This is a genomic window from Pseudoclavibacter sp. CFCC 13796 (assembly GCF_008831185.1).
In the GTDB taxonomy this organism is placed as follows: domain Bacteria; phylum Actinomycetota; class Actinomycetes; order Actinomycetales; family Microbacteriaceae; genus Pseudoclavibacter_A.
This window is the reverse complement of sequence record NZ_WBKD01000001.1, coordinates 1931318-1956456: the sequence shown is the minus strand read 5'-3', so window position 1 is coordinate 1956456 and position 25139 is coordinate 1931318. Positions and strand designations below refer to the sequence as shown.

The following is a 25139-nucleotide window of genomic DNA, read 5'->3' as shown; positions in this document are numbered from 1 at the left end:
GCGGTTGGGGACTGCCGACGAGCGCGTGCTTTCGCCCCAAAGTACTTTGCCCACTGTGCACAGCCGAAGACACGGGTGTAACCATTGAGTGAAATGATCGGCGACACAACGAGCTCGCGACGTCGCTAGTCTTGACAGGGTGACGACCAATCAACAGTGTCAGGCAGTGCTCTTCGACCTTGACGGCGTGCTGACGCCGACGGCGCTGGTGCACGAGCGTGCCTGGAGTCAGCTCTTCGAGCGCGCGTTTGCACACTTCGGCGTCGAACGCCCTTACACGACAGACGACTATCTTCGGTTCGTCGACGGGCGCCCACGCTATGCCGGGGTGGCGGCGGTGCTCGCCTCACGAGGGGTGACCCTCGACGAGGGTGCGCCAACCGACGCTCCGGGGTTCAGCACGGTCTGCGCACTGGGCAATCTCAAGAACGAGCTCTTCACCGAGGTGCTCGCCCGTGACGGCGTCGAAGCCTATCCGGGGTCGAGGGCACTGCTCGACGCGTTGCAGCGCCGGGGCACTCCCGTCGCCGTGGTCTCCAGCTCGCGCAACGCCCGACGTGTGCTCGAGGCCGCGGGGCTGCTGCAGCGTTTTTCGGTGATCGTCGACGGCGCCTACGCGGCTGAGCACGGGCTCGCCGGCAAGCCCGCCCCCGACACGTACCTCGAGGCCGCACGTCGTCTGCAGGTCGATCCGCGTCATGCCGTCGTCGTCGAGGATGCGCTCTCGGGAGTGGCCTCCGGGCACGCCGGCGGGTTCGGCCTCGTGGTCGGCGTCGACCGCGGAGCCGGTGCCGCCGCGCTTCGCGAGCACGGCGCGGACGTGGTCGTCACCGATCTCGCCGAGCTCATCGAGACCGATGACGAACTGCCAACATCAGCCGAGTCATCCGCAGAACAGAGTGAAACGGGCGAGAGGAAGCACGCATGACGACATCCGGACGTCTCGCGTTGGGGCGCGAGTGGAGCCCGACCGACATCGACCGAACGCGATTTCGCATCGACGAGTGGGGGCTGCGCGAAGATCGCTTCAACGTCGACGACATCGGCATCACCGAGACGCTGTTCGCCGTGTCGAACGGATACATCGGCTTTCGCGGCAACTTCTCAGAGGGACGCTCCAGCTACGAGCAGGGCACGTATGTGAGCGGGCTGCACGAGACCTGGGAGATTCGTCACGCCGAAGAGGCCTTCGGATTCGCCAAGGTCGGGCAGAGCATGATCAACGCTCCCGACGCGCGGCCGATTCGCGTCTACGTCGATGATGAGCCGTTCATACCGGACAAGGCCGAGATCGTCGACTACCACCGTCGCCTTGACTTTCGCACCGGGCAGCTCACTCGCGATCTGGTCTGGCGAACCCCGGCCGGCAAACGAGTGCGCATCACATCGTCGCGTCTGGTCTCGTTCACTCAGCGTCACCTGGCGCTGCTGACCCTCACGGTGACGATGCTCGAAGGGGATGCCCCCATCGCGATCTCGTGTCAGATCATGAATCGGCAGGATGGCGAAGACGACTTCGGCGTACGTCAGCATGCGTTGGGCAAAGGGATCGAGCCGCGCAAGGCGAAGCAGTTCGAGCACCGAGTGTTCCTGCCGCGCTATCGCATGCAGAACGATCAGCGCAGCGTGCTCGGCTACCGTGTGGCGGAATCAGGCCAGACGATCGCGGTGGCAGCCGATCACCTCATCGAGACGCGCAACGCGTATCGAAGCTCGCACACCATCACCGACGACCTCGCCCGCAACGTGTTCGAGGTGGATGCGCGCGAGGGAGTGCCGACGACGGTGACCAAGTTCGTGACGTATCACACGTCGAACGGGTATCCCGTGCAGGAGCTCGTCGACCGCTGCGTGCGCAGCCTGTCACGGGCGCACGAGTACGGGGCCGACGGGCTGCGTCGGCAGCAGCGACGCTGGCTCGACGCGTTCTGGGAGCGGTCAGACGTGCGCATTCCTGGGCAGCCGGTGATCCAGCAGGCGGTGCGCTGGAATCTCTTCCAGCTCATTCAGGCCTCTGCACGTGCCGAAGGGTGGGGTGTGCCGGCAAAAGGCCTCACCGGATCGGGATACAGCGGCCATTACTTCTGGGACACGGAGGTGTTCGTGCTGCCGTTTCTCTCGTACACCAACCCTGACGTCGCCCGCAACGCCCTGCGCTTTCGCGTGCAGATGCTGCCACAGGCCCGACAGCGTGCCGAGCAGCTCGGCGTCGAAGGGGCGCTCTTTCCGTGGCGCACCATCAACGGCGAGGAGTCATCGGCCTACTACGCCGCCGGCACCGCGCAGTATCACCTCGATGCGGACATCACCTATGCAATCGCGAAGTACATGGGGGCGACGAGCGACTACGAGTTTCTCGCACGCGAGGCGATCGACGTGGTGGTCGAGACCGCGCGCATGTGGGCTTCGCTGGGGTTCTGGCGAGGGAAGAACGGAGAGCGCAGCTTCAACATCCATGGCGTCACAGGGCCTGACGAGTACACCACCGTCGTCAACAACAACCTGTTCACGAACGCCATGGCGCAGTTCAATCTGCGCTATGCGGTGAGCGCCCTTGAGCAGATCTCCCAGCTGCGCCCTGACGACGCGCTGCGCGCCCGCGAACGGCTCGCCGTCACCGACGACGAGATCCGACGTTGGGAGCTGATCGCCGATCGTATGGAGCTGCCCTTCGACGAGCACTTCGGCATCCACCCTCAAGACGAGCAGTTTCTCAATCGCGAGATCTGGGACGTCGAGAACACCCCGCCCGAGCAGCGACCGCTGCTGCTGCACTTTCATCCGCTGGTGATCTATCGGTTCCAGGTGGTCAAACAGGCAGACGTCGTGCTCGCCCTCTACCTGCGCAGCGATCTGTTCAGCGACGCCGAGAAGCGCGCAGACTTCGAGTACTACGAGCCGCTGACCACCGGAGACTCCACACTCTCTGCAGGCGTGCAGTCGATCGTCGCCGCCGAGGTCGGCTACCAGGAGCTCGCCTACGACCACTTCATGTGCTCGCTGTTCACTGATCTCGACAACCTGCACCGTAACACGGAGGACGGTGCCCACATCGCATCCGCCGGAGGCATCTGGAGCACCATCGTCAGCGGCTTCGGCGGTCTGCGCGACGTCGGCGGCGTGCTGCGTTTCGACCCTCGGCTGCCCGCAGGCTGGCAGGAACTCTCGTTCCCGCTGGCGCAGGCCGGCACACGGGTGCGCTTCACCGTCACGCGAGACACGTTCTTCGCCGAGGTCGAGGAGGGAACGCAGCTGACCTTCTGGGTGCGGGCACAGCGTTTCGTGGTGCGAGCCGGTGAGCCGGTCTCGGTGGTACTCGACGGCCAGGGGCCGATCATCGAGGGCGAACCGGACATCGATCAGCTCGAGGGCTTCCGGCGTGAGGACGGCACGCTGCTCACGACGTCGATCCCCGTGGTGACGAGCGAGATTCCGATTGTGCACGGGTCGGTCAGCGCCTGAGCCGGCGAATCGAGACGCGTATGCTCCGAGTCGTATATGTCGTTGCGTCGGAACTCGGTGAGACACGCCAAGACGTCGGCGCATGACTAGCATGGCTGGTATGGGCATTCGAAACGAACGTGCGGCAAATCTTCCGGCCAAACTCTCGCGAAGCTGGCTTCTCGCGCCGCCACATGACGAGCAGTCGCTGCTCGACGCGCTGGCGAGTGAGGCAGACTCCGTCGTCTTCGACATCGAAGACGGCATTCCAGACGAGGGCAAAGACGCCGCTCGCGCACTGGCAGCCGACGCACTGAACAACGGGATGAGCGCGTGGGTGCGCATCAACCCGGCAGGCAGCGAGCTGTGGCACCGTGACCTCGACGCGCTGCGTGGCGCCGAGGGGCTGCGCGGCGTCATGCTTGCCAAGACCGAGACCGCTGAGCAGGTCGCACTCACCGGGCAGGGTCTCAACCCGGGCACACCGGTGGTGGCGCTGCTCGAGAGCGGCCTGGGCGTCGAGAACGCGCCGTTCATCGCAAAGGCCCCGGGAACCTTTCGGCTGGCCTTCGGCGTGGGCGACTTTCGGCGAGACACCGGGGCGGGCAACACCGCCTTGGCGCTCGCGTACGCACGCTCACGTCTTGTGGTGGCTTCGCGCGTCGGCGAGCTGCCCGGGCCCATCGACGGGCCTGTGCTCAGCGACGACCCCGCCGTGATCACGGCGGCCTGCCAGGTCACGGCCGAGATGGGCATGACCGGCAAGCTGGTGCTCAAGCCGCAGCAGACGGCCCAGATCAACGATCACCTCGCACCCACGCAGTCTGAGATCGCTTGGGCGCGCGACCTGCTCGACAAAGACGCACAGGGCGATGGGGGAGCTGACGGCAGCTACCTGCCCCGACTGTCTCGTGCGAAGAAGATCAGCCGCCTCGCCGCGTCGTTCGGTCTGTGGAACAGCTGATCGAACAGACGTCCCGCACAGATGCAGAAGGGCCGGCGCACTTCGTGCGCCGGCCCTTCTGCTCCGGTGTCGTGACGAGCCTGACGCTCAGCACGACACCGGGCACATGATCACTTCTGGTGCTCGGCCAGACGCAGCCACGTGTCGACGACCGTATCGGGGTTCAGTGACATCGAGACGATGTGCTGATCAAGCAGCCACTCGGCGAGATCCGGGTGGTCGCTCGGCCCCTGACCGCAGATGCCGACGTACTTACCGGCTGCATTGCAGTGCTCGATCGCCATTGCCAGCAGCTTCTTGACCGCTGGGTTGCGCTCGTCGAACTCGTCGGCGACCAGTGATGAGTCACGGTCGAGGCCGAGCGACAGCTGCGTCATGTCGTTCGAACCGATCGAGAAGCCGTCGAAGTACTCGAGGAACTCATCGGCGAGCAGCGCATTGCTCGGGATCTCGCACATCATGTAGATCTCGAGGCCGTTCTCGCCGCGCTTCAGCCCGTTGTGCTCCATCAGCTCGATGACGTTTCTGGCCTCTTCGACCGTGCGCACGAACGGCACCATCAGCTTCACGTTGGTGAGCCCGATCTCGTCGCGCACGAACTTCATGGCCCGGCACTCGAGTTCGAAGCAGGCCCGGAAGTCAGGCGAGACATAGCGCGAGGCACCGCGCCAGCCGAGCATCGGGTTCTCTTCATGGGGCTCGTAGCGCGCTCCGCCGACCAGGTTGGCGTATTCGTTCGACTTGAAGTCGCTCATGCGCACGACCACCGGCTTGGGCGCGAACGCCGCAGCGATCATCGAGACGCCCTCGGCCACGCGTTTGACGAAGTAGTCGGTGGGGCTCTCGTACGCCGCGATGCGCTTCTCGATCTCGGCTTTGAGCGCGGGCTCCTGGTCGTCCAGCTCCAGCAGCGCGCGCGGGTGGATGCCCACCTGGCGGTTGATGATGAACTCGAGTCGGGCGAGACCGACTCCGGCGTTCGGCAGCTTCGCGAAGCTGAAGGCCTGATCAGGCGTGCCGACGTTCATCATGACCTTGACCGGGATCTCAGGCATGTGATCGAGTTCTGTGCGCTTGAGCTCGAAGTCGGCGATGCCGTCGTAGACGAATCCGGTCTCGCCCTCGGCGCAGGAGACGGTGACCGATCTGCCGTCGGCGAGGGCGTGCGTGGCGTCGCCGGTGCCGACGACCGCGGGGATGCCGAGCTCGCGCGCGATGATCGCGGCGTGGCAGGTGCGCCCGCCGCGGTTCGTCACGATGGCGCTGGCGCGCTTCATGATCGGCTCCCAGTCAGGGTCGGTGATGTCTGCGACGAGCACTTCACCCTCGACGAAGTCGACCATCTGATCGAGCGAGTGCATGACGCGCACCGGCCCGGCGCCGATGCGCTGGCCGATGGCGCGACCCTCGATCAGCACGTCGCCCTTGCCCTCTTTGCCGATGCTGAAGCGCTCGAGCGCCGATGAGTCGTCGCGCGAGAGCACCGTCTCAGGCCGGGCCTGCAGCACGTAGATGCGGCCGTCGACCCCGTCTTTGCCCCACTCGATATCCATCGGGCGCCCATAGTGCTCTTCGATGGCCAGTGCATGCCGGGCCAGCTCCTGCACCTCGTCGTCGGTCAGGCTGAGCCTGAGACGGTCTGGCTCGGCGACGTCGACGAACTCGGTGCTGCGACCGACGGTCTGGTCGTCGGTGTAGATCATCTTCAGCGCCTTGCCGCCGACAGAGCGCTTGAGAATGGCCGGTCGGCCGGCACGCAGCGCCGGCTTGTACACGTAGAACTCGTCGGGGTTGACGGCACCCTGCACAACGCCTTCGCCGAGGCCGAACGCGCTGGTGATGAACACCGCGTCGTCGAAGCCCGACTCAGTGTCGAGAGTGAACATCACACCGGAGGCGCCGATGTCGGAGCGCACCATTCGCTGGATGCCCGCCGACAGCGCGACGTCTTCATGGCTGTAGTCGTTGTGCACGCGGTAGGCGATCGCGCGGTCGTTGTAGAGCGACGCGAAGACCTCTTTGATGGCGGCCAGAATGTGGTCGATGCCACGCACGTTCAGAAAGGTCTCCTGCTGACCGGCGAACGAGGCGTCGGGCAGATCCTCTGCAGTGGCAGAAGAGCGCACGGCGAACGAGACGGCCGTGGGATCGTCGTATGATCCGGTCAGCGTGTCGAAGGCGCTGCGGATGTCGGCCTCGAGCGCCGAGGGGAACGGCGTGTCGCGAACCTTCGCACGGATGTCTTTGCCGGCCGCAGCCAGGGCGACCACGTCATCCGCATCGAGATCGGCAAGAGTCTTGAAGATGTAGTCACGCACACCCGACTCGTCGAGGAAGGTGTGGAACGCAGCCGAGGTCGTGGCGAAACCCTCGGGAACGTTGACGCCTGCCGATGAGAGGTTCTGAATCAGCTCACCCAACGAAGCGTTCTTGCCGCCGACTTTGTCGATGTCATCGAGGCCGGCCTCGGTGAACCACAGGACGTTTTCTGACACTGGTCTCCTTCAGAGGTAGTGGTGACGATGGATCATCATCGTCACCCTGCAAAAAAGTATAGTCACGATATGTTTCCGCGTGGTGACACGGTCGCACAGGTCACTTGCGCAGGCTCATGCTGTGCAGAATCACAGACGACATCTCTTCGATCGACTTGCTCGCCGAGTTGACGAAGGGAATGTTGTGACGCCGGTACATCTCTTCGGCGTTGCGCAGCTCGTAGCGGCACTGGTCGAGCGATGCATAGCGTGAGTCGGGGCGGCGCTGCGAGCGCACCTCGCTCAGCCGCTGCGGAGTCGAGAGCAGCCCGAAGCACTTGTCGGCCAGGGGAGCGATCGGCGCCGGGAGTTCGGTCGAGCCGAAGTCTTCGTGGATGAGCGGGTAGTTGGCGACCAGCACGCCGTGCTGAAGCGCCAGATACATGGTCGTCGGCGTCTTGCCGCAGCGTGACGGGGCGATGAGGATGATGTCGCTGCGATCCAGCGCACGCAGACTCTGGCCGTCGTCGTGTTCGATCGCGAACTCCACGGCATGCATGCGGGCGTTGTATCGCTCGAGGTCGCCCTGACCGTGCGCGCGGCCGGGGGAGTGGCTGGCCTCAGTGTGCAGCGTCTGCTCGAGACGCTTGGTCGCCTCGCCGAGCAGATCGATGACCAGAGCCCCAGAGGCGGTGAACACCTCACGGATCTCGTCTGAGACCACGGTCGAGAAGACGAGGGGAGTGGGCTGCGTCTTCGAGAGCGAGTCGATGTGGCGCACCACGGTGCGCGCGTATTCGACGGTGTTCACGAACGGGATCGTGGCGCGGATGAAGCTGTCGTTCGGAAACTGCGTCAGCAGCGTGTTGCCGAGGGTCTCGGCTGTGATGCCGGTGCCGTCCGACACGAAGAAGACGGAATGCGTCTCGCGCTCTGTGATCATGACTGCCTCTCTGCCGGCGACGGGTTCCACGATACCGCAGAGACGCCGACGAGTAGGGTGCTGCTATGACCCAAAGCTTCCGCTGGCCGCAGACCGAGGTGACGCCGGCCTGGGCCCGGCCGCGCGTGCGCGCCGAGGTCTGGATCGTGCTCGGGCTCACTCTCGGCCAGTCGGCGGTGTTCGCCGTGCTCTCGCTGCTGCGCAAGCTGACGGCCGAGGGTGGCCTCGGTGCGCAGACGAGCACGCTGAACGCCAGTCAGGCGTCGCAGCCCTGGCTCGATCTGCTGATCCAGCTGGCGCAGATCGGCTTCGGCCTGGTGCCGGTGCTCCTGGTGCTGTGGCTGCTGGCTGCTCGGTCGTCGGCGCCTGCCGACCGATGCTCTGGCGCGGGCTTCACCGGCGCCGGCTTCGCAGCAGGCGCGGCCAGACTCGGTCTGCACGACCTCTGGAGCAGGCGCGCATGGGGCCGCGGCTGTCTGCTGGCGGCGGTGATCGGGCTGCCCGGCCTCGCGCTCTACGCCGTCGGGCGGCTGCTCGGGCTCACCGCGAACGTCGTCCCCGCAGCGCTCGATGCGCATTGGTGGAGCATCCCGGTGCTGCTGCTCGCAGCCATCGAGGCCGCCGTGCTCGAAGAGACCATCGTCTCGGGCTGGCTGGCGATCCGTCTGCGCGAGATCGCGTGGGGATGGCCGGCCGTCTTCGTCGCAGCCGCCCTGCTGCGCGGCTCGTACCACCTGTATCAGGGCATCGGCCCGTTCGTCGGCAACGCGGTGATGGGCGTGGTCTTTCTCTGGGCGGCCCGACGGTGGGGCGGAGTGGCCCCGCTGGTGGTGGCCCACTTTCTGCTCGACACCTGCGCGTTCGTCGGCTGGCAGCTGGCCGGCCCCTGGCTGCTGTCGACCGGTCTGCTCGGCTAGGTCGCGCGTCGGTCGGCCAGCGGCCGACCGATCAGATGCCGGGCAGTTCGAGCGGCACCGGATGCATCTCGTGACGCATCTGGATGAGCTCGCGAGCGTGTGAGCGCAGGTGGCGATCCTCGTCGCTGACCGGCTCCCACTGTGGCACGTCGGTCGCGTGCCCGTCTTCGCCGACGACGACCAGCACGGTCATGCATCGAGTCGTCAGGTGCAGGTCGTTGGGCCGCTTCGGGTCTGCCGTGCGCACCTGGGTGCTGACGTGGATGCTGTGCGGCGTCGTCAGCAGCAGGCGCGAGCGGATCTCGACGATGTTGCCGATCGGAATCGGGTTGATGAAGTGGATGCCGCCCGAGTAGACGCCGACCACGTCGTGTTTGGCCCAGCTGCTGGCGCAGGTGTTCGCCGCTTCGCCGATCCAGCGCATCACCGTGCCACCGTGGGTCTTGCCGCCCCAGTTGGCATGCTGAGGCGCGGCCAAGAAGCGGAAGACCGTCTCTGGTGCGGTGCCGTAAGTGGTGTAGGCCTGCGAGGCCATCGACTGGCGGATGCGGCGGCGGGGCTCGATGCGCTCGATGGCCGCCTCGTGCAGCTGGCGTTCGGTGTCGGTCTGCGGGCTCCACTGCGGAACCTGCGCCGGCGTGCCGTTCTCGTCGACGGCGACGAAGATCAGGATGCAGTCGCAGGCCGGCTGGTAGGCGCGAGTGCGCACGTCGGCCGATTCGACGCGCACGAGCACGTGCATGCTGGTGCGGCCGGTGTGGATGATGCGGGCATGGGCAGCGATGATGCTGCCTGGGGCGATCGGACTGTTGAAGTGGACGTTGCCGACGTACGCGGTCACGCAGTACGACGAGCTCCATCCGACGGCGCAGGCGTAGCCGGCCCGATCGATCCATTCGAGGACGCGGCCCTCGGCGATCGAGGTGCCGGTCTTCGAGACCTCTTGAGGCAGGGCCATGAAGCGCAGCGTGATGTGATCTTCTGGCGACGTCGCATCGCTGTCGGCGGGGGATGAGCCGGTGGGCTCTGACGGATGAGGGTCAGTGAGCATGCACATACCCTAGTCGATTCGCCCGCGGCGGCAGCGGATCAGCGCTGCGTGGCGAAACGTCTCGCTGCGAGAGGAACCGTCGCCGACAGCGACACGACGCTGATGAGCGCGCCGAAGACGAGCGCTGCGGCGTCACCGCCGTTCAGCGCACCGGTCTGCATGCCGATGGTGGCCGCAGCGATCGGCACGCCCAGCTGTGCGCCGCCGAGCAGCGCCAGTGAGACGGGCTGCCCGGTCACCGCGCCGACCGCGTGCACGGCCAGGCCGCCGAAGCCCAGTGCGAGGCCCAGCAGAACGTGCCGCGGACTGCTCCACAGGTCGCCCAGCGACAGCGACGCGCCGAGCCAGACGTAGAACAGGGGTGAGAAGAAGCCCTCGCTGAGGGCGAAGACCTGCTTCGCCAGACGTCGAGGCTCTCCGATCGCCGAGACCGCGACCCCTGCAGCGAACCCGGCAAGCATGATCGACACCGCTGTCTGCGAGGCGAGTACGGCGAACGCGAGCAGCAGCACGAGTGAGATGCGCAGCTCGAGCGCCAAATGCTCGCGGCGACTGACCCGGTGCGCCTCGCTCAGCATGCCCCGGCGTCGCATCATGCGCAGCGCGAGAACGACCCCGGCGGTCAGAGCGCAGAGTGCCAGTGCGCCGACGATGGTCAGCAGGGCGCGGCCGGTGTCCATGACCAGAGGCAGCAGCACGATCGACGCCACGTCGGCGACGGCGATCTGCGCCATCGTGGCGGTCACCGCCGGGCCGGTCAGCCGGGCCTGAGCCATCGCGGGCAGCGCCAGCGCCGCCGAAGAAGACCCGAGTACGACCGTATAGATCAGCCAGTCCGGACTGTGCAGGGTGAGGCTGATGAGCGCGCCCAGCGCCAGAGCGGCCACGGCCACGGCTGCCGCTCGGATAAGCCCCTTCAACAGCAGCGGCCGCAGCTCGGGGTTGCGCACCGGAATCTGGCTGCCGGCGACGAACATCGTGAGCGCGAAGCCCAAGTCGGCCAGCAGCGTGAACATCGAGTCGCCGGCATCGACCCATCCCAAGCCGGCGCCGCCGATGAGCAGGCCGCCGAGAATCTGACCGACGAGCACCGGGGCACGCCAACGGGTGACCCAGCTCAGCACAGGCCCCAGCAGCGCGATCACAGTGATCGCCAGCAGCGTGAGCAGAGTCATGCTGGCACGTTAGCACCCCGTGTGCAGCCGCCCTCCCGCGTGAGCTCGACCATGGCATCCGCACTGGGACGCTCACGCAGTGCTGCGCTGCTCGCTGCGACCACCGTGAGACTGACCAGCGCCAGCGCAGCGCCCACCGCGAACATCCAGATGTGGTGCACCCCGCTGAATGCCAGCTCGATGCCCGAGAGGATCGCCGGCATGAAGAACCCCGTGTAGGTGAGGCTGTAGAACACGGCGGTGAACGCGGCCAGACGACCGGGCGGCGCGATGCGCTGCACGTACTGCAGACCAGACACCAGAACCGTGCCGTAGCCAATGCCCAGCCCGGCCGCGGCGACCAGACCCAGCCAGACCTGCTGCGTGGCCAGTGCGCTCGCGGCCAGCAGCATCCCCGCGCAGGCGACGACCAGGCCGAGCACCAGCGTGCGGGCCGACCCCGGACGCTCGAGGCGCTTGATCACCGGCTGCACCCCGACGCCGCAGGTGAGACCCACCAGGCACATCAGCGCGCTGAAGCCGATCTCAAGACCGGGAGCCTGCGAGCGCATCTGCGTGGGCAGAATCGCGTAGGCGCTGGCTGCACAGCCGAACACCCACGGAGCTGCGGGAGCGACGATCAGCAGGAATCGGCGACGCACCGCCGGGTCGATGCCGTCTTCGGCGATCAGCGCGAAGCGCGAGCGGCTGCGGCGGCGTGACGTCGAGAGCACTGCGTGCACCTGCGTCTCCGGGCCTCTGCGCATCATCCACACAGTCACCGGAATGAGCAGCCCGACGTTGACGAGGTAGGGCAGCATGGTGGCCGCTGGCCCCCACTGCGCGATGGCTCCGGCGACTGCGGCGCCGGCCCCGAAGCCCACGCTGAGCGTGATGGATGCGCGGCGTGCGCCCGCCCCCGCATCGGCGTTCGCATCGAACGGGGCCGTCGAGAGCTCCTTGATCCAGGTGCTGCCGACGGCCATCGCCAGACCCAGCGCGAGCCCGCAGAGCAGACGACCGACGAACAGCGCCACCATGCTCTCGGGGCCGAGGGCGAGTACGAGGCTGCCTGTCATGGCCAGCAGCGGGCCTGGGATCATGACAGGACGGCGGCCGATGCGGTCGGCCATGGGGCCGCCGATCAGCAGAGCCGGGATGATGCCCAGCACGTAGCCGCCGAAGAGGATGTTGACCTGCAGGGCGGTGAAGCCGCTGTGCATCTGGTACATCACCAGCAGCGGAGTGAACTCGTTGCCGGCCCAGGCGACTGCGAAGAGCACGGCGGCGACGCTGACCCAAGACCGGCCGTGCGCTGTGCGCGCCCGACCGGTCTGTGGACCGCCCGACTGTCGAACTGTCTGTGTCTGCGTCTGCGTCGACATGGTGTCATCCTCGGTTCGCCGGCTGCGGCTCGACGAGACCGGCAGCCTCATCGGTCAGCGGCTCAGGCGTGACCACATCGGTGGCGAGGTAGCGTCGGTACGCCTCTGTGGTGAGAAAGGGCAGGAACGGCTTGTCGAGGGCGACCTGTGCGAACACCTGCACGGCGTCGTCGAACCGGTCGCCGTCGAAGCGCTGCAGCTCTGAGACCACGCCGTCGATGATCTGCTGCACGCGCTCGCGGGTGATGGCATTGCCCTCGGCGGTGACGGTCTGGTAGTGCAGCCACTGCCAGATCTGCGTGCGCGAGATCTCGGCGGTCGCCGCGTCCTCCATCAAGTTGTCGAGGGCCGCGGCACCGACGCCGCGCAGCCACGATTCGATGTAGCGGATGCCCACCGAGACGTTGTCGCGCAGGCCGGCCTCGGTGACCTCGCCAGGGGTCGCCTGGAAGTTCAGCAGATCGCTCTGCCCGATGCTGACGTCGTCGAGCTGACGTTCGACCTGGTTGGGCCGCTCGCCGAGCACTGCGTCGAACTCGGCCTGTGCGTAGGGAATCAGGTCGGGATGCGCGACCCAGGTGCCGTCATAGCCGGCCTCTGCCTCACGGCGTTTGTCTGCAGACACCTGCTGAAAGGCGCGCTCGGTCACCTCCGGATCGCGCCGATTCGGGATGAATGCGCTCATGCCGCCGATGGCGTAGGCGCCTCGGGCATGTGCGGTCTTGACCAGCAGCTGTGCGTATGCGTGGGTGAAGGGAACCTCCATCGTGATGCAGGAGCGATCAGGCAGCACGTTCTTCGCACCGCGCTCGCGGAAGACCTTGATCACGCTGAAGATGTAGTCCCAGCGGCCGGCGTTGATGCCCGTGATGTGATCGCGCATCTCGTAGAGGATCTCATCGATCTCGAAGGCCGCAGGCAGCGTCTCGATCAGCACGGTGGCGCGGATGGTGCCGATGTCGAGACCCAGTGCGTGCTCGGCGAAGGTGAAGACGTCGTTCCACAGGCGGGCTTCGAGGTGGCTCTCGAGCTTGGGAATGTAGAAGTACGGGCCTCGCCCGCGGGCGATGAGCTCTTTCGCGTTGTGAAAGAAGAACAGCCCGAAGTCGACGAGGCTGCCCGACGTGTCTTCGGTGCGGTTGCTGTCATCGGTGAAGACCAAGTGCTTCTCGGGCAGATGCCAGCCGCGCGGGCGAGGCACGATGGTGGGCAGCTCGGCGAGCTCTTTCGTTCGCAGGGCGTACTGCTTGCCCTCTGGCGAGGTGAAATCGATCTGCCCGCGAATCGCGTCGAAGAGGCTCAGCTGGCCGCCGACCACGTTCTGCCAGGTGGGGCTGGTGGCATCCTCGAAGTCGGCGAGCCAGACCTTGGCGGTGGAGTTGAGCGCGTTGACGGTCATCTTGCGATCGGTCGGCCCCGTGATCTCGACGCGCCGATCCTGCAGACCGGGCGCATTCGCAGAGCCGACGACACGCCAGCTTCGGTCGGCGCGGATGTGCGCGGTGCCGGGCAGGAAGTCGGGGTTGGTGCCCAGCGAGTAGTCTTTCAGCCGCTTCGCCCGTTTGGCGAGCAGCTCATGGCGACGTGACGAGAAGCGGTGGTGCAGTGCGGCGAGAAAGTCCAGCGCCTCGGGCGTGAGAATCTCGTCGAAGCGTTCGTGCATGCGCCCGGCGACGCGCACGACGGGTCGGGTCGGTCGGCGGACGGCAGTGGTGGTGTGCATGATTCTCCAATCCTGGTGGCGGGGCCGATCGTCGTTGATCGGCGGGTGCGTGGCTGTGTGACGTGACGACCGGCGTCGTGGCGACGGCGGCGTCGGGAGTGAGCCGGTCGGGGCACGGCCTGCGGCGATGCAGGGGCGCCCCGATCCGACGAGATCAGAACTGTGCCTCTTCGGTGCTGCCCACCAGCGCGAGGGTCGCGCTGTCCGGGTTGAGCGCCGTCGAGATGCGGTCGAAGTAGCCGGTGCCGACCTCGCGCTGGTGTCGAGTGGCGGTGTACCCCTGACTCTCGGCGGCGAACTCCTTCTCTTGCAGCTGCACGTAGGCGGTCATCTGCTCGTCGCGGTAGCCGCTGGCCAGCTCGAACATCGAGTAGTTGAGCGCGTGGAAGCCGGCCAGCGTGATGAACTGGAACTTGTAGCCCAGCTCGCTGAGCTCACGCTGGAACGAGCCGATCTGCTCGTCAGAGAGGTGCGCCTTCCAGTTGAACGACGGCGAGCAGTTGTAGGCGAGCAGCTTGCCGGGGAACTTCTCGTGGATCGCCGTGGCGAACTCACGGGCAAGCTCGATGTCGGGCTCTCCGGTCTCGACCCAGAGCAGGTCGGCGTACTCGGCGAAGGCCAGACCGCGGGTGATGACCGGCTCGATGCCGTTGCGCACTCGGTAGAAGCCCTCGTCGGTGCGCTCGCCGGTCGTGTACTGGCGATCGCGCTCGTCGACGTCGCTGGTGAGCAGATCTGCCGCCAGCGCATCGGTGCGGGCGATGATCAGGGTGGGCACACCCGCGACGTCTGACGCGAGTCGAGCCGACTGCAGAGTGCGGATGTGCTGCTTCGTCGGAATGAGCACCTTGCCGCCGAGGTGGCCGCACTTCTTCTCACTGGCCAGCTGATCTTCCCAGTGCACGCCCGCCGCTCCGGCCTGGATCATCGCCGACTGCAGCTCGAAGGCGTTCAACGGGCCGCCGAAGCCTGCTTCGGCGTCGGCGACGATCGGCGCCATCCAGTCACGGGTGACCGCCTCGGGCCCGCCTTCGCCGAACTCCACCTGGTGGGCGCGCATCAGCGCGTTGTTGATGCGGCGCACGACCGCTGGCACCGAGTTGACCGGGTACAGACTCTGATCTGGGTAGGTCTGGCCCGAGAGGTTCGCGTCTGCGGCGACCTGCCAGCCGGAGAGGTAGATGGCGCGCAGACCGGCTCGCACCTGCTGAACCGCCTGGTTGCCGGTGAGAGCGCCGAGCGCGCGCACCCAGTCGTCGCCCTCTTCGTGCAGCAGCTCCCAGAGCTTCTCGGCGCCGCGACGGGCGAGTGTGCTCTCTTCGCGGATGCCGCCGCGAATGCGCAGCACGTCTTCAGCGGAGTAATCGCGGCGCACGCCCTCCCAGCGCGGGTCGTTGTCCCACTCGAACTGCAGGTGCTCAGCGGTCTGTGTCTGGTCGCCGGGGCGGATGTTCTGCTCGGTCATGGTGATCTCCTTTGATCTCATGGTGCGTGTGCCACCTCATCGGCCGGTGAGCCGAACCACGTCACTCGGGTGATCGAGTCGTCGTTGAGTCGATCGGTCGTGCTGTGGTGAGTTCTACTCTGCGGCAAGAGATGCGGACGATCCGGACGAATCTGCAGGAAAGTTCTGCGATATTTCTGTTCTGCGGAGAAAACGGCTGTGTCATCATGAAGACATGACGACCACGCAACGGCGCGGGGCGCGTCTTGGCGATGAGGCGATGGTTGACGCTCTCATCATCGGGCGGCGGATTCGCGCGATACGAAAACAGCGAGGGCTCACCTTGGAGTCTCTCGCGCAGGCGATCGAGCGCGCGCCCAGCCAGATCTCAGCGCTCGAGAACGGGCACCGAGAGCCGAAGCTCAGCCAGCTCAGGCGCATCGCCGAAGTGCTCGCCGTTCCCCTCGACGATCTCATCGGTGGCGATGAGCCGCCCGACGAACGGGCGTCGCACGAGATCGAGCTCGAACGCATACAGCGGTCGGTCGGGTTCTCATCGCTCGGCCTGCCTGCGGTGCGAGTGGGGCCTCGACTGGGAGACGACGCCTTGGCCACGATCGTCGGCCTCTATCGCAAGATCGAGCAGCTGCGTGACGATCGACAGGCGACACCTGAAGAGGCCCGCCGGGTGAACGCCGAACTGCGTACCACGATGCGGGCCAGCGACAACTACTTCGAACCGATCGATGATGAGGCCGAGGGACTGCTCGAGACGCTCGGCTACGCGGGCGGCCCGCTGCCGCAGCGGCTGACCGCAGCGCTGGCCGAACACCTCGGCGTCACGCTGCACTACGTCGACGACCTGCCGCAGTCGACGCGGTCGGTGCTGGACGAGCGCAACGGCCGCATCTATCTGCCGCAGTCGGTGATCGGCTCGGGCGACTCGCGCGCCGCGGTGCTGCAGGCGCTGTCGAGCAAGGTGCTCGGGCACACCGTTCCCGCGGACTACGCGGAGTTCCTGCGCCAGCGGGTCGAGAGCAACTACTTCGCCGGCGCGATGCTCATGCCTCGCACACGCAGCGTCGAACGACTGCAGGCCGCGAAGGCGAACAAAGACCTGGCCATAGACGACTTTCGCGACGCCTACGCCGTCAGCTACGAGACTGCTGCGCATCGGTTCACCAACCTGGCCACGGAGTTTCTCGATCTGCCCGTGCACTTCGTGAAAGTGCATGAGTCCGGCACGATCTGGAAGGCTTACGAGAACGACAGCGTGTGCTTTCCCACCGATTCTCTGGGCGCCATCGAGGGGCAGACCTGCTGCCGGCACTGGACGAGCCGCATCGTCTTCGCCGAGACCGATCACTTCAGCCCGTTCGCTCAGTACACCGACACGCCGACCGGCACGTTCTGGTGCGCCGCTCGCGTGCTCGCCTCGTCGCAGGGGAGGGTGTCGGTGTCGGTCGGCACCGACTTCACCCATGCCCGCTGGTTTCGCGGCGGCAACACCACCAGTCGTGCCGTCTCGACGTGCCCGGACGAGAACTGCTGTCGCATCCCGCCAGCGCACCTGCGAGAGAAATGGGAAGATCAGTGCTGGCCTGCCACGCGACCGCACGCCTCACTGCTCGCCGCGCTGCCACAGGGCGTCTTTCCCGGCGTCGACACCACAGACGTGTACGAATTCCTCGAACGACACGCACCGCCCGAACCGTCACCGACGGCCGACGAAAGGAACCGACCATGACCGACTCGTCCGACCTGCTCACCGCAGATCTCGCCGACGACGGCGATCGCGAGCTGCGCAGCGTGGTCACCCAGCTGCGCAGCTTCGGCGGTCGCCGACGCGTCTTCGGACGTGTGCAGACACTGCAGGTGCACGAAGACAACACGCTGATCAGAGAGCAGCTCGGCACGCCCGGCGAAGGGCGTGTGCTCGTCGTCGACGCAGGAGCATCGCTGCGCCGCGCGGTGGTCGGCGGCAATCTCGGCGTGCTGGCCGCGCGAAACGGGTGGGCCGGCATCCTGGTGGCCGGTGCCGTGCGCGACACCGTCGAACTCGGTCAGGCCGACGTGCACGTCAAGGCGCTGGGCTCTCAGCCGGTGCCCACCGTGAAGCGCGGCTTCGGCGTGCTGGGCGAGCCCATCCGCTTTCTCGAGGTCGATGTGCGGCCGGGCGACTGGGTCGTCTCAGACGAGGACGGCGTGGTGTTCCTCAGCGTCGACCCGCGTTCCGAGGGGTGACCGACCGGTTCAGTCGCCGTTCGGGAATGCCCGGTGCAGCTCGTCGAGCCATGCCTGCGGCGAGGAGTCTGACGGCGCCCGCCAGTCGCCGCGCGGCGAGAGCGACCCGCCGGGCGACACCTTCGGGCCATTCGGGATCGCCGTGCGCTTGAACTGCGCGAACCCGAAGAAGCGCTGCAGAAAGACCTCGAGCCAGTGCACGATCTGCTGCAGGTCGAAGTCATGGCGATCTGCCTCGGGAAAGCCCGCGGGCCACTGCCCGATGCCGGCGTCGCGGCAGGTCGTCGGCTCGGCCCACGCATGTGCGGCCAGCCAGGCGATGCGACTCGGGCGCATGCCGTGACGCAGCACCTGATAGAGCGTGAAGTCGTGCAGCGCGTAGGGGCCGATCTTCTCTTCGGTGCTCTGCACCTTGCCGTCGGCGCCGGCGGGCACCAGTTCGGGCGAGATCTCGGTGTCGAGCACACGTTGCAGCACGGCTGAGACCTCGGCAGAGAAGTGCCCGGTCGAGCTCACCCAGCGAACCAGATGCTGCATCAGCGTCTTGGGAACGCCGGTGTTGACCGTGTAATGCGACATCTGGTCGCCGACGCCGTACGTCGACCAGCCCAAAGCGCCCTCCGAGAGATCGCCGGTGCCCACCACGATGCCGCCGCGCTGGTTCGCGAGTCGGAACAGATAGTCGGTGCGCAGCCCGGCCTGCACGTTCTCGAAGGTGGTGTCATAGACCGGCTCACCGTCGGCGAAGGGGTGTCCGATGCGGCTGAGCATCTCGCGTGCGGCAGGCCTGATGTCGAGCTCTTCGAATGTGACCCCCAGCGACTCGGCCAGTGCCACGGCGTTCGACTTGGTGTGGTCGCTCGTCGCGAACCCGGGCATGGTGAATGCGAGGATGTCGGTGCGTGGGCGTCCGAGACGGTCCATGGCTTGTGCGCAGACGAGCAGCGCGTGCGTCGAGTCGAGGCCTCCCGAGATGCCGATCACGAGCTTCGGCGAGCCGATCGAGCGCATGCGCTGCATGAGACCCGAGACCTGGATGCTGTACGCCTCGTAGCAGTCCTGCGCGAGCCGGTCGGGGTCGGCGGGCACGAAGGGAAAGCGGGCGAGGGTGCGGCGCAGGCCGATGTCGTCGGTGGGCGGCCTCAGTGTGAACGAAACGGTGCGATAGTCGCCCTTGCAGGCGTCGCCGCTCAGATCGGCGAGTGTGCGTCGGTTGTCGTCGAACGTGCCCTGTCGCAGGCGCTCCTGCCGCAGCACGTCGAGATCGACATCGGCGACCGACCGTCTCGGGCCGTCGGGAAAGCGTTCGGTCTGCGCGAGCAGCGTGCCGTTGTCGTAGATCATCGTCTGGCCGTCCCACGAAAGGTCGTTGCTCGACTCGCCGGCTCCCGCGGCGGCATAGACATAGGCGGCGAGGCAGCGGGCAGAGGCCGAGCGCACCAGCAGATGGCGGTCTTCGGCGCGGGCGATGGTGATGGGGCTGCCCGAGAGGTTCGCGAGCACGGTCGCCCCGGCCAGTGCGGCACGGGCGCTCGGCGGAACCGGCACCCACGTGTCTTCGCAGATCTCTGTGTGCAGCACCAGCCCCGGTACGTCGACGGCGTCGAAGAGCAGGTCGGTGCCGAAGGGCGCATCGAATTCGCCGATGCGGATGCTGCCGCCGCGCTGGTCGTCTCCGGGAGCGTACCAGCGGCGTTCGTAGAACTCCCGATAGGTCGGCAGGTAGGACTTCGGCACGACCCCGAGCAGACGGCCGCGATGGATGACTGCGGCGCAGTTGTAGAGCCGGGTCTCGTGCCGCAGCGGCACACCGACCACGAGCACCGGCAGCAGCTCGGTGCTTGCTGCGACCACCTCGATCAGGGCGTCGACGGCGGAGTCGAGCACGGCATCCTGCAGCACCAAGTCGTCGATGGCGTAACCGGTCAGGCACAGCTCGCTGAAGACAGCCACCCCGACCGCGTCTCGGTCGCACTCGACAGCCTGCTGGATGATCTGCTTCGCGTTCGCAGCAGGATCGGCGATGGCGATGGGAAAGGTGACGGCTGCGACGCGAGCGAAGCCCTGAGCGTAGGCGCTCGCCCGGGCGCCAAGTGCACGGGCGGCGACAAGTCGATCGGTCATGGCCTCCAGTCTGGCACAGCGCGAGGCCTTGCCGGCAGACAGTACACTTGGTGAACATTTGCTACCGTGTTGGCACGATGAAGATGAAGGGGCTGAGGCGTCATGATGACTGAACGCGCAGTGAAAGAACCAGGAGCCGTTCGTCGGCTTTGGGCTGACGGCTTCGGAACGCTGGCCACGCGATGCGTGCAGACTCTGGTCGTGCTCGCTGTGATCGTGGTCGTGATCTTCGCCATCATGCAGGTGTCGATCGTCGGCATTCCCGTGCTGCTCGCTCTGATCGTCTCGTCGGCGATCGTTCCGTTCACCGCTTGGCTGCGGCGCAGAGGCGCGCCGGCCATGCTCGCCGCCTGGACGGCCCTGCTGAGCATCGTGGTCACCTTCGGGCTGCTGATCTGGCTGATCGTGTGGGCTGTGCTCAACCAGTGGAACGTGCTGGTCAGCTCGGCGACCGGCGGCATGCAGACGCTCCAGGACTTCATCGACGGGCTGCCGTTCACCGTGCACATGCCGGCGCTCGCCGAGGTCGGGGCGTGGGCGCAGGGCGTGCTGGCCAGCAGCGGCTTTCAGAGCGGAGCACTCGCCGGTGTCTCGGCGACGGCGGAGTTCTTCACCGGCTTCGGCATCTTCGTGGTGGTGCTCTTCTTCTTTCTCAAAGACGGGGCGGCGATCTGGGAGTTCCTGCTGCGGCCTCTGCACGGAGACGGATACACACGGGCTCGCCGCGCCGGACAGCAGGCCGTCACCACGTTCGGCAGCTATCTGCGCGGCACGACGATCGTGGCCGCGGCTGATGCCGTCGGCATCGGCATCGGACTCGTGATTCTGCAGGTGCCGCTGGCGCTGCCTCTGGCCGTGATCGTGTTCGTCACGGCATACATCCCGATCGTCGGGGCCACGCTGGCCGGCGTGCTCGCCGCCCTGGTCGCGCTGGTGGCCAACGGGCCGGTCGCCGCACTGATCGTGATCGCCATCGTGATCGTGGTCAACCAGCTCGAGGGCAATCTGCTGCAGCCTGTGGTCATGGGGCGCACGCTGAAGCTGCACCCGTTGGTGATTCTGATCGCGCTGACCATCGGCGCCTCGCTGGGTGGTGTGCTCGGGGCGATCATCGCAGTGCCGCTCACCGCAGCGGCGTGGTCGGTGCTGCAGGTCTGGGACGGGCCTGGACGCCCAGCACGGTTCGCTCGGGCGAAGTCAGCTCGAGAACGTCGTGAGGCTCGCGAGGCCGAGCTGACCGCCGAAGAGGAAGCCAAAGCCCCCACCGGCGCAGCGTCGGCGGATGCGGCGGCGGCCTCAGACAAAGACGCTGACGCATCGGGTGGCAGCGACGTATGATCGGCGGCGTCGGCTCCGCCTCGGCGTCGACGATCAAGACTCAGAAGGAGCTCTTCTATGAACACAGCACTCTCAGAGAAACGCGTGCTCGTCATCTCGACCAACTACGGAGTCGAGACCGCTGAGATCTCGCGCCCGGTCAACGATCTGCGCGCAGCAGGCGCTCGGGTGACCGTCGCCGCGCCGAAGCCTGAGGCCATTCTCACCTTGGTGCACGACCGTACGGTCGGCGAGACGCTCGCACCCGACGCGACCTTCGCCGACATCGACCCGGCGCAGTTCGACCTGCTCGTGCTGCCCGGCGGCACCATCAACGCCGACCAGCTGCGCGTTGACAACGACGCGCAGCGCATCGTGCGTCGCTTCACCATCGCGGGTCGGCCGATCGCTGCGATCTGCCACGCACCTTGGGCGCTGATCGACGCCGGAGTGGCCGAGGGCAAGAAGCTCACCTCGTACAGCAGCATCAAGACCGATCTGGTCAACGCGGGAGCCGAGTGGGTCGACGCCGAAGCGGTCGTCGACGACACCGATGGCTGGCGGCTGATCACCTCGCGGTCGCCGCAGGATCTCGACGCCTTCGTGGCGGCCATCATCACGACGCTGGAAGGCTGAGGCCGGGGAGGGGCGAGGGGTCAGGAGGGCCGAGCTCAGGAGAGCCGCCCAGAGCGACTCTCCGAGGTCTCGCGAGACATCAGCGCGGTCTGGATGCGTGAGGCGATCATGCCGATGAGCATCGCGATCACCACGGCGATGCAGATCACGACTACGGGATGCCTCTCGACCCAGATGCCGGCGACCGCGCCGATGCCGGTGCTGTAGATCGCCCAGACCAGCGAGCCGACCGCCGAGAGTCGGACGAACAGCGCCGTCGGCATGTGCAGGTCGGCGCACGCGAGGGTGGTCGCCAGACGCCCCATCGGCACCAGACGGGCGCTGATCATGGTGATGTCGGGCTGATCCCGCAGCCGGCGTCGCATCCAGCGTCTCATGCGCCGCACTCTGACGCCGTTCAGCCATCGCCAGCTGCCCAGATGCGTCCACCGTGCCAGACCGAACGCTCCGAGGTCGCCGACCACCATGCCGACGGTGGTGCTGATCAGCAGCACGATGGTCACGAACAACTGCTCGGGGCGGGCGTAGGCGATCGTCGCCAGTGCGATCACGAGCGACTGTGTGGGCAGAAAGGTGAGCGTGCCGCTCAGCGCGAGCACGAGGGCCAGCGCGACGAACACCCAGGGCGAACTCGCGAGTGACAACACCCAGTCAGAGGCTGCAGATCCCATGGCCTCCCAGCGTACCCGGTGCGCTGTGGCATATCGCCGAGCGTGTATCAGCCCTGTGCACGACTGCGGAAGCCGCGCAGCCGCAGGCTGTTGCCCACGACGAAGACGCTGCTGAACGCCATCGCTGCGCCCGCCAGCATCGGGTTGAGCAGCCCCAGCGCTGCGAGCGGGATCGCCGCGACGTTGTAGGCGAAGGCCCAGAAGAGGTTGGTCTTGATCGTGCCGAGTGTGCGCCTGGCGAGTCGGATCGCATCGGCGGCGCTGCGCAGATCGCCACGCACCAGGGTGATGTCTGCGGCCTCGATGGCCACATCGGTGCCGGTGCCCATGGCGAGCCCCAAGTCGGCGGTGGCCAGCGCGGGGGCGTCGTTGACGCCGTCACCGACCATCGCCACGACGTGCCCGGCCTGCTGCAGCCGCCTCACCTCGGCGACCTTCTGCTGCGGCAGCACCTCGGCGATCACTTGGCCGACGCCCACTTCGGCGCCGATCTGCCGAGCGGCCCGTGCATTGTCTCCGGTCAGCAGCACAGGGTCGAGCCCGAGACCGGTGAGCTGCGCGATCGCCTCGCGGCTGGTCGGCTTCACCGCGTCGGCCACGACGACGATGCCGCGTGCCGTGCCGTCCCAGCCCACGGCGATGACGGTCGCACCGCCCTGCTCCGCCTGCTGCTTGGCGGCCACGAGTTCGTCAGACAGGTGCATCGACCACTGCTCCAGCAGCGCCTCGCGGCCGGCGACGACGACATGGCCCTCGACCAGGCCGCGAACGCCGAGGCCCGCGGCATTGGCGAAGTCAGAGACCTCTGGCAGAGCTTCGGCTTCGGCCGCAGCCTGGGCGATCGCACGGGCGATCGGATGCTCCGAGGCCGCCTCGAGGGCGCCGGCCAGCCGCAGCAGCTCGTGCTGCGTGACGTCAGGCTCGGCGACGACGTTCTTCACGGTCATGCGGCCCGTGGTCACTGTGCCGGTCTTGTCGAGAACGATGGTGTCGACCCGACGCGTCGACTCGAGCACTTCGGGGCCTTTGATGAGGATGCCGAGCTGCGCACCGCGCCCCGTGCCTACCAGCAGTGCGGTCGGTGTCGCCAGCCCCAGAGCGCACGGGCAGGCGATGATGAGCACCGAGACGGCTGCGGTGAAGGCCGCCGTGGCGGGATGCCCGAGCAGCAGCCACACCACTAGCGTGATCAGGGCGATGCCGATCACGATGGGCACGAAGACGGCTGACACGCGGTCGGCAAGCCGCTGCACCGGCGCCTTGCCCGACTGGGCGTCTTCGACCATCTGCGCCATCCGCGCGAGCTGCGTGTCGGAGCCGATCCGGGTGGCGCGCACGACCAGGCGGCCACCGGCGTTCACCGTCCCGCCGACCACAGCGTCGCCTTCGCGCACCTCGACCGGCACCGGTTCGCCCGTCAGCATCGACGCATCCACCGACGACGACCCTGACATCACGCGGCCGTCGGTCGCGATCTTCTCGCCCGGCCGCACCACGAATTCGTCGCCCACGGCGAGCTGAGCGACTGGAACGCGCTGCTCGCGGCCGTTCCGCAGCACCGCGACGTCTTTGGCCCCGAGCTCGACGAGTGCGCGCAGCGCCGCGCCGGCCTGTCGTTTCGAGCGCATCTCGAAGTAGCGCCCGGCCAGGATGAACATGGTGACCCCGGCGGCGACCTCGAGGTAGATGTTGTTCGAGCCGTCGGTGGGCGCGATCGTGAGTTCGAACGCATGGTGCATGCCTGGCATGCCGGCTGTGCCGAAGAAGAGCGCGTAGAGCGACCAGAGCAGCGCCGAGACGGTGCCCAGAGAGATGAGCGTGTCCATCGTCGCCGCCCCGTGACGCAGGTTGATCCAGGCGGCGCGATGGAACGGCCACGCCGCCCAGACGACGACCGGAGCCGCAAGGGTGAGCGACAGCCACTGCCAGTTCGTGAACTGCAGTGCGGGGATCATGGCCATCGCGATGACCGGCACCGAGAGCACCACAGAGCCGATCAGCCGGTTGCGCAGCGCCACCAGCTCGACGTCGGCGTGCGAGGCGGCGGCGGATGCGGTGGACGGCTCGGGGGGAGCGGGCAGAGCTGCCGTGTAGCCGGTCTGCTCGACCACGTCGATCAGCTGCGCCGGGTCGTACCCTTCGGGCGCGTGGACCCGTGCCTTCTCGGTGGCGAAGTTCACCGTCGCCTGCACACCGTCGAGCCGGTTCAGCTTCTTCTCGATGCGTGCTGCACACGAGGCGCAGGTCATGCCGCCGATCTCGAGTTCAATGCTGTCGCGCCCGGTCGCTGCCGAGGTGGTGCTCTCTGCGGTCACGGTGTCTGACTCCTTCGCTGAGAATGATGCCCGCTGTTGTCTCTGCGGCTTCTGACTGCGGCCGGCTCAGCCGCGAGTCGCCGAGTATCCGGCCTCTTCGACGGCGGCCAGAACTGCTGCGTCGTCGAGCGGCTGCTCGCTGGTGATGTGCAGGCGACCGGTCTGTGCGCTGACCTCGAGGCTCTGCACGCCGGGGATCTTCTCGACCTCCTCGCGCACGGCGTGCTCGCAGTGCCCGCAGGACATCCCCGTGACGGCGAAATCGGTGATCGTGCTCATGTCGTCTTCCTCTCTTCGACGAATCACATCGTCGGCTCGAATACCCGGTGGGGGTAT

General features: G+C 66.9%; 19 protein-coding genes. 8 read left to right on the top strand and 11 right to left on the bottom strand.

The features are described 5' to 3' along the window. Window positions 1-139 precede the first annotated feature (139 nt). The 3 genes from F8O07_RS08795 (at window position 140) to F8O07_RS08785 (ending at window position 4405) form a co-directional block, all read left to right on the top strand. A complete protein-coding gene (locus tag F8O07_RS08795) occupies window positions 140-928 on the top strand; it encodes an HAD family hydrolase (protein ID WP_158031679.1) in 789 nt (262 codons plus the stop codon). Further along, a complete protein-coding gene (locus F8O07_RS08790; RefSeq protein WP_158031678.1) occupies window positions 925-3462 on the top strand; it encodes a glycoside hydrolase family 65 protein in 2538 nt (845 codons plus the stop codon). Before F8O07_RS08795 ends, F8O07_RS08790 begins: the two co-directional genes overlap by 4 nt. Window positions 3463-3562: 100 nt before the next feature. Continuing rightward, on the top strand, window positions 3563-4405 hold the full coding sequence (locus F8O07_RS08785) for an HpcH/HpaI aldolase/citrate lyase family protein (RefSeq protein ID WP_192496718.1): 843 nt from the start codon (window positions 3563-3565) through the stop codon (window positions 4403-4405). A 110-nt stretch (window positions 4406-4515) separates the two neighbouring features. On the opposite strand, the gene ppsA is transcribed toward F8O07_RS08785, so the two are convergent. Then, on the bottom strand, window positions 4516-6900 hold the full coding sequence (ppsA, locus tag F8O07_RS08780) for a phosphoenolpyruvate synthase (protein WP_158031677.1): 2385 nt from the start codon (window positions 6898-6900) through the stop codon (window positions 4516-4518). 100 nt (window positions 6901-7000) lie between these two features. Continuing rightward, on the bottom strand, window positions 7001-7822 hold the full coding sequence (locus F8O07_RS08775) for a pyruvate, water dikinase regulatory protein (RefSeq protein ID WP_158031676.1): 822 nt from the start codon (window positions 7820-7822) through the stop codon (window positions 7001-7003). A 65-nt stretch (window positions 7823-7887) separates the two neighbouring features. Here F8O07_RS08775 and F8O07_RS08770 point away from each other — a divergent pair, with 65 nt between their 5' ends. Next, window positions 7888-8739, top strand: a complete 852-nt coding sequence (locus F8O07_RS08770) for a CPBP family intramembrane glutamic endopeptidase (RefSeq protein ID WP_158031675.1) — start codon at window positions 7888-7890, stop codon at window positions 8737-8739. Between the two features lie 31 nt (window positions 8740-8770). Here F8O07_RS08770 and F8O07_RS08765 read toward each other — a convergent pair whose 3' ends face one another. From F8O07_RS08765 to aceA, 5 genes are all read right to left on the bottom strand, one after another. Then, complete coding sequence (locus F8O07_RS08765) at window positions 8771-9790, bottom strand: acyl-CoA thioesterase (protein ID WP_158031674.1); 1020 nt, start codon at window positions 9788-9790, stop codon at window positions 8771-8773. A 38-nt stretch (window positions 9791-9828) separates the two neighbouring features. After that, a complete protein-coding gene (locus F8O07_RS08760) occupies window positions 9829-10965 on the bottom strand; it encodes a cation:proton antiporter (RefSeq protein ID WP_158031673.1) in 1137 nt (378 codons plus the stop codon). After that, window positions 10962-12329 carry an MFS transporter gene (locus F8O07_RS08755; RefSeq protein WP_158031672.1) on the bottom strand — a complete coding sequence of 456 codons (1368 nt, stop codon included), beginning with the start codon at window positions 12327-12329 and terminating at the stop codon, window positions 10962-10964. The genes F8O07_RS08760 and F8O07_RS08755 overlap by 4 nt, the downstream gene beginning before the upstream one ends. Before the next feature lie 4 nt (window positions 12330-12333). After that, complete coding sequence (gene aceB / locus F8O07_RS08750; protein WP_158031671.1) at window positions 12334-14052, bottom strand: malate synthase A; 1719 nt, start codon at window positions 14050-14052, stop codon at window positions 12334-12336. A 154-nt stretch (window positions 14053-14206) separates the two neighbouring features. Beyond that, complete coding sequence (gene aceA, locus F8O07_RS08745) at window positions 14207-15517, bottom strand: isocitrate lyase (protein WP_158031670.1); 1311 nt, start codon at window positions 15515-15517, stop codon at window positions 14207-14209. A 214-nt stretch (window positions 15518-15731) separates the two neighbouring features. Here aceA and F8O07_RS08740 point away from each other — a divergent pair, with 214 nt between their 5' ends. Beyond that, entirely contained in the window at window positions 15732-17243 is a 1512-nt protein-coding gene (locus tag F8O07_RS08740) for a helix-turn-helix domain-containing protein (protein WP_158031669.1), read from the top strand. Continuing rightward, window positions 17240-17740 (top strand): ribonuclease E activity regulator RraA, encoded by a 501-nt coding sequence (gene rraA, locus F8O07_RS08735; protein WP_158031668.1) that lies wholly within the window; start codon window positions 17240-17242, stop codon window positions 17738-17740. The genes F8O07_RS08740 and rraA overlap by 4 nt, the downstream gene beginning before the upstream one ends. A 9-nt stretch (window positions 17741-17749) precedes the next feature. Here the strand turns inward: rraA and F8O07_RS08730 are convergent, their stop codons facing one another. Then, window positions 17750-19864 (bottom strand): NAD(+) synthase, encoded by a 2115-nt coding sequence (locus F8O07_RS08730; RefSeq protein WP_158031667.1) that lies wholly within the window; start codon window positions 19862-19864, stop codon window positions 17750-17752. Window positions 19865-19969: 105 nt separating this feature from the next. Here F8O07_RS08730 and F8O07_RS08725 point away from each other — a divergent pair, with 105 nt between their 5' ends. Beyond that, window positions 19970-21202: an AI-2E family transporter gene (locus F8O07_RS08725; RefSeq protein WP_225733234.1), complete on the top strand. Its 1233-nt coding sequence runs from the start codon at window positions 19970-19972 to the stop codon at window positions 21200-21202. A gap of 57 nt (window positions 21203-21259) precedes the next feature. Then, the gene (locus F8O07_RS08720; RefSeq protein ID WP_158031665.1) at window positions 21260-21817 is read left to right on the top strand and encodes a type 1 glutamine amidotransferase domain-containing protein; all 558 of its coding nucleotides are present in this window, start codon (window positions 21260-21262) and stop codon (window positions 21815-21817) included. 35 nt (window positions 21818-21852) lie between these two features. On the opposite strand, the gene F8O07_RS08715 is transcribed toward F8O07_RS08720, so the two are convergent. The 3 genes from F8O07_RS08715 to F8O07_RS08705 form a co-directional block, all read right to left on the bottom strand. Then, entirely contained in the window at window positions 21853-22488 is a 636-nt protein-coding gene (locus F8O07_RS08715) for a DedA family protein (protein ID WP_158031664.1), read from the bottom strand. A gap of 47 nt (window positions 22489-22535) precedes the next feature. Beyond that, window positions 22536-24803, bottom strand: a complete 2268-nt coding sequence (locus tag F8O07_RS08710) for a heavy metal translocating P-type ATPase (RefSeq protein WP_412973608.1) — start codon at window positions 24801-24803, stop codon at window positions 22536-22538. Window positions 24804-24869: 66 nt separating this feature from the next. After that, window positions 24870-25082, bottom strand: coding sequence for a heavy-metal-associated domain-containing protein (locus F8O07_RS08705; RefSeq protein WP_158031663.1), 213 nt, complete (start codon window positions 25080-25082; stop codon window positions 24870-24872). Between the last annotated feature and the right edge of the window lie 57 nt (window positions 25083-25139).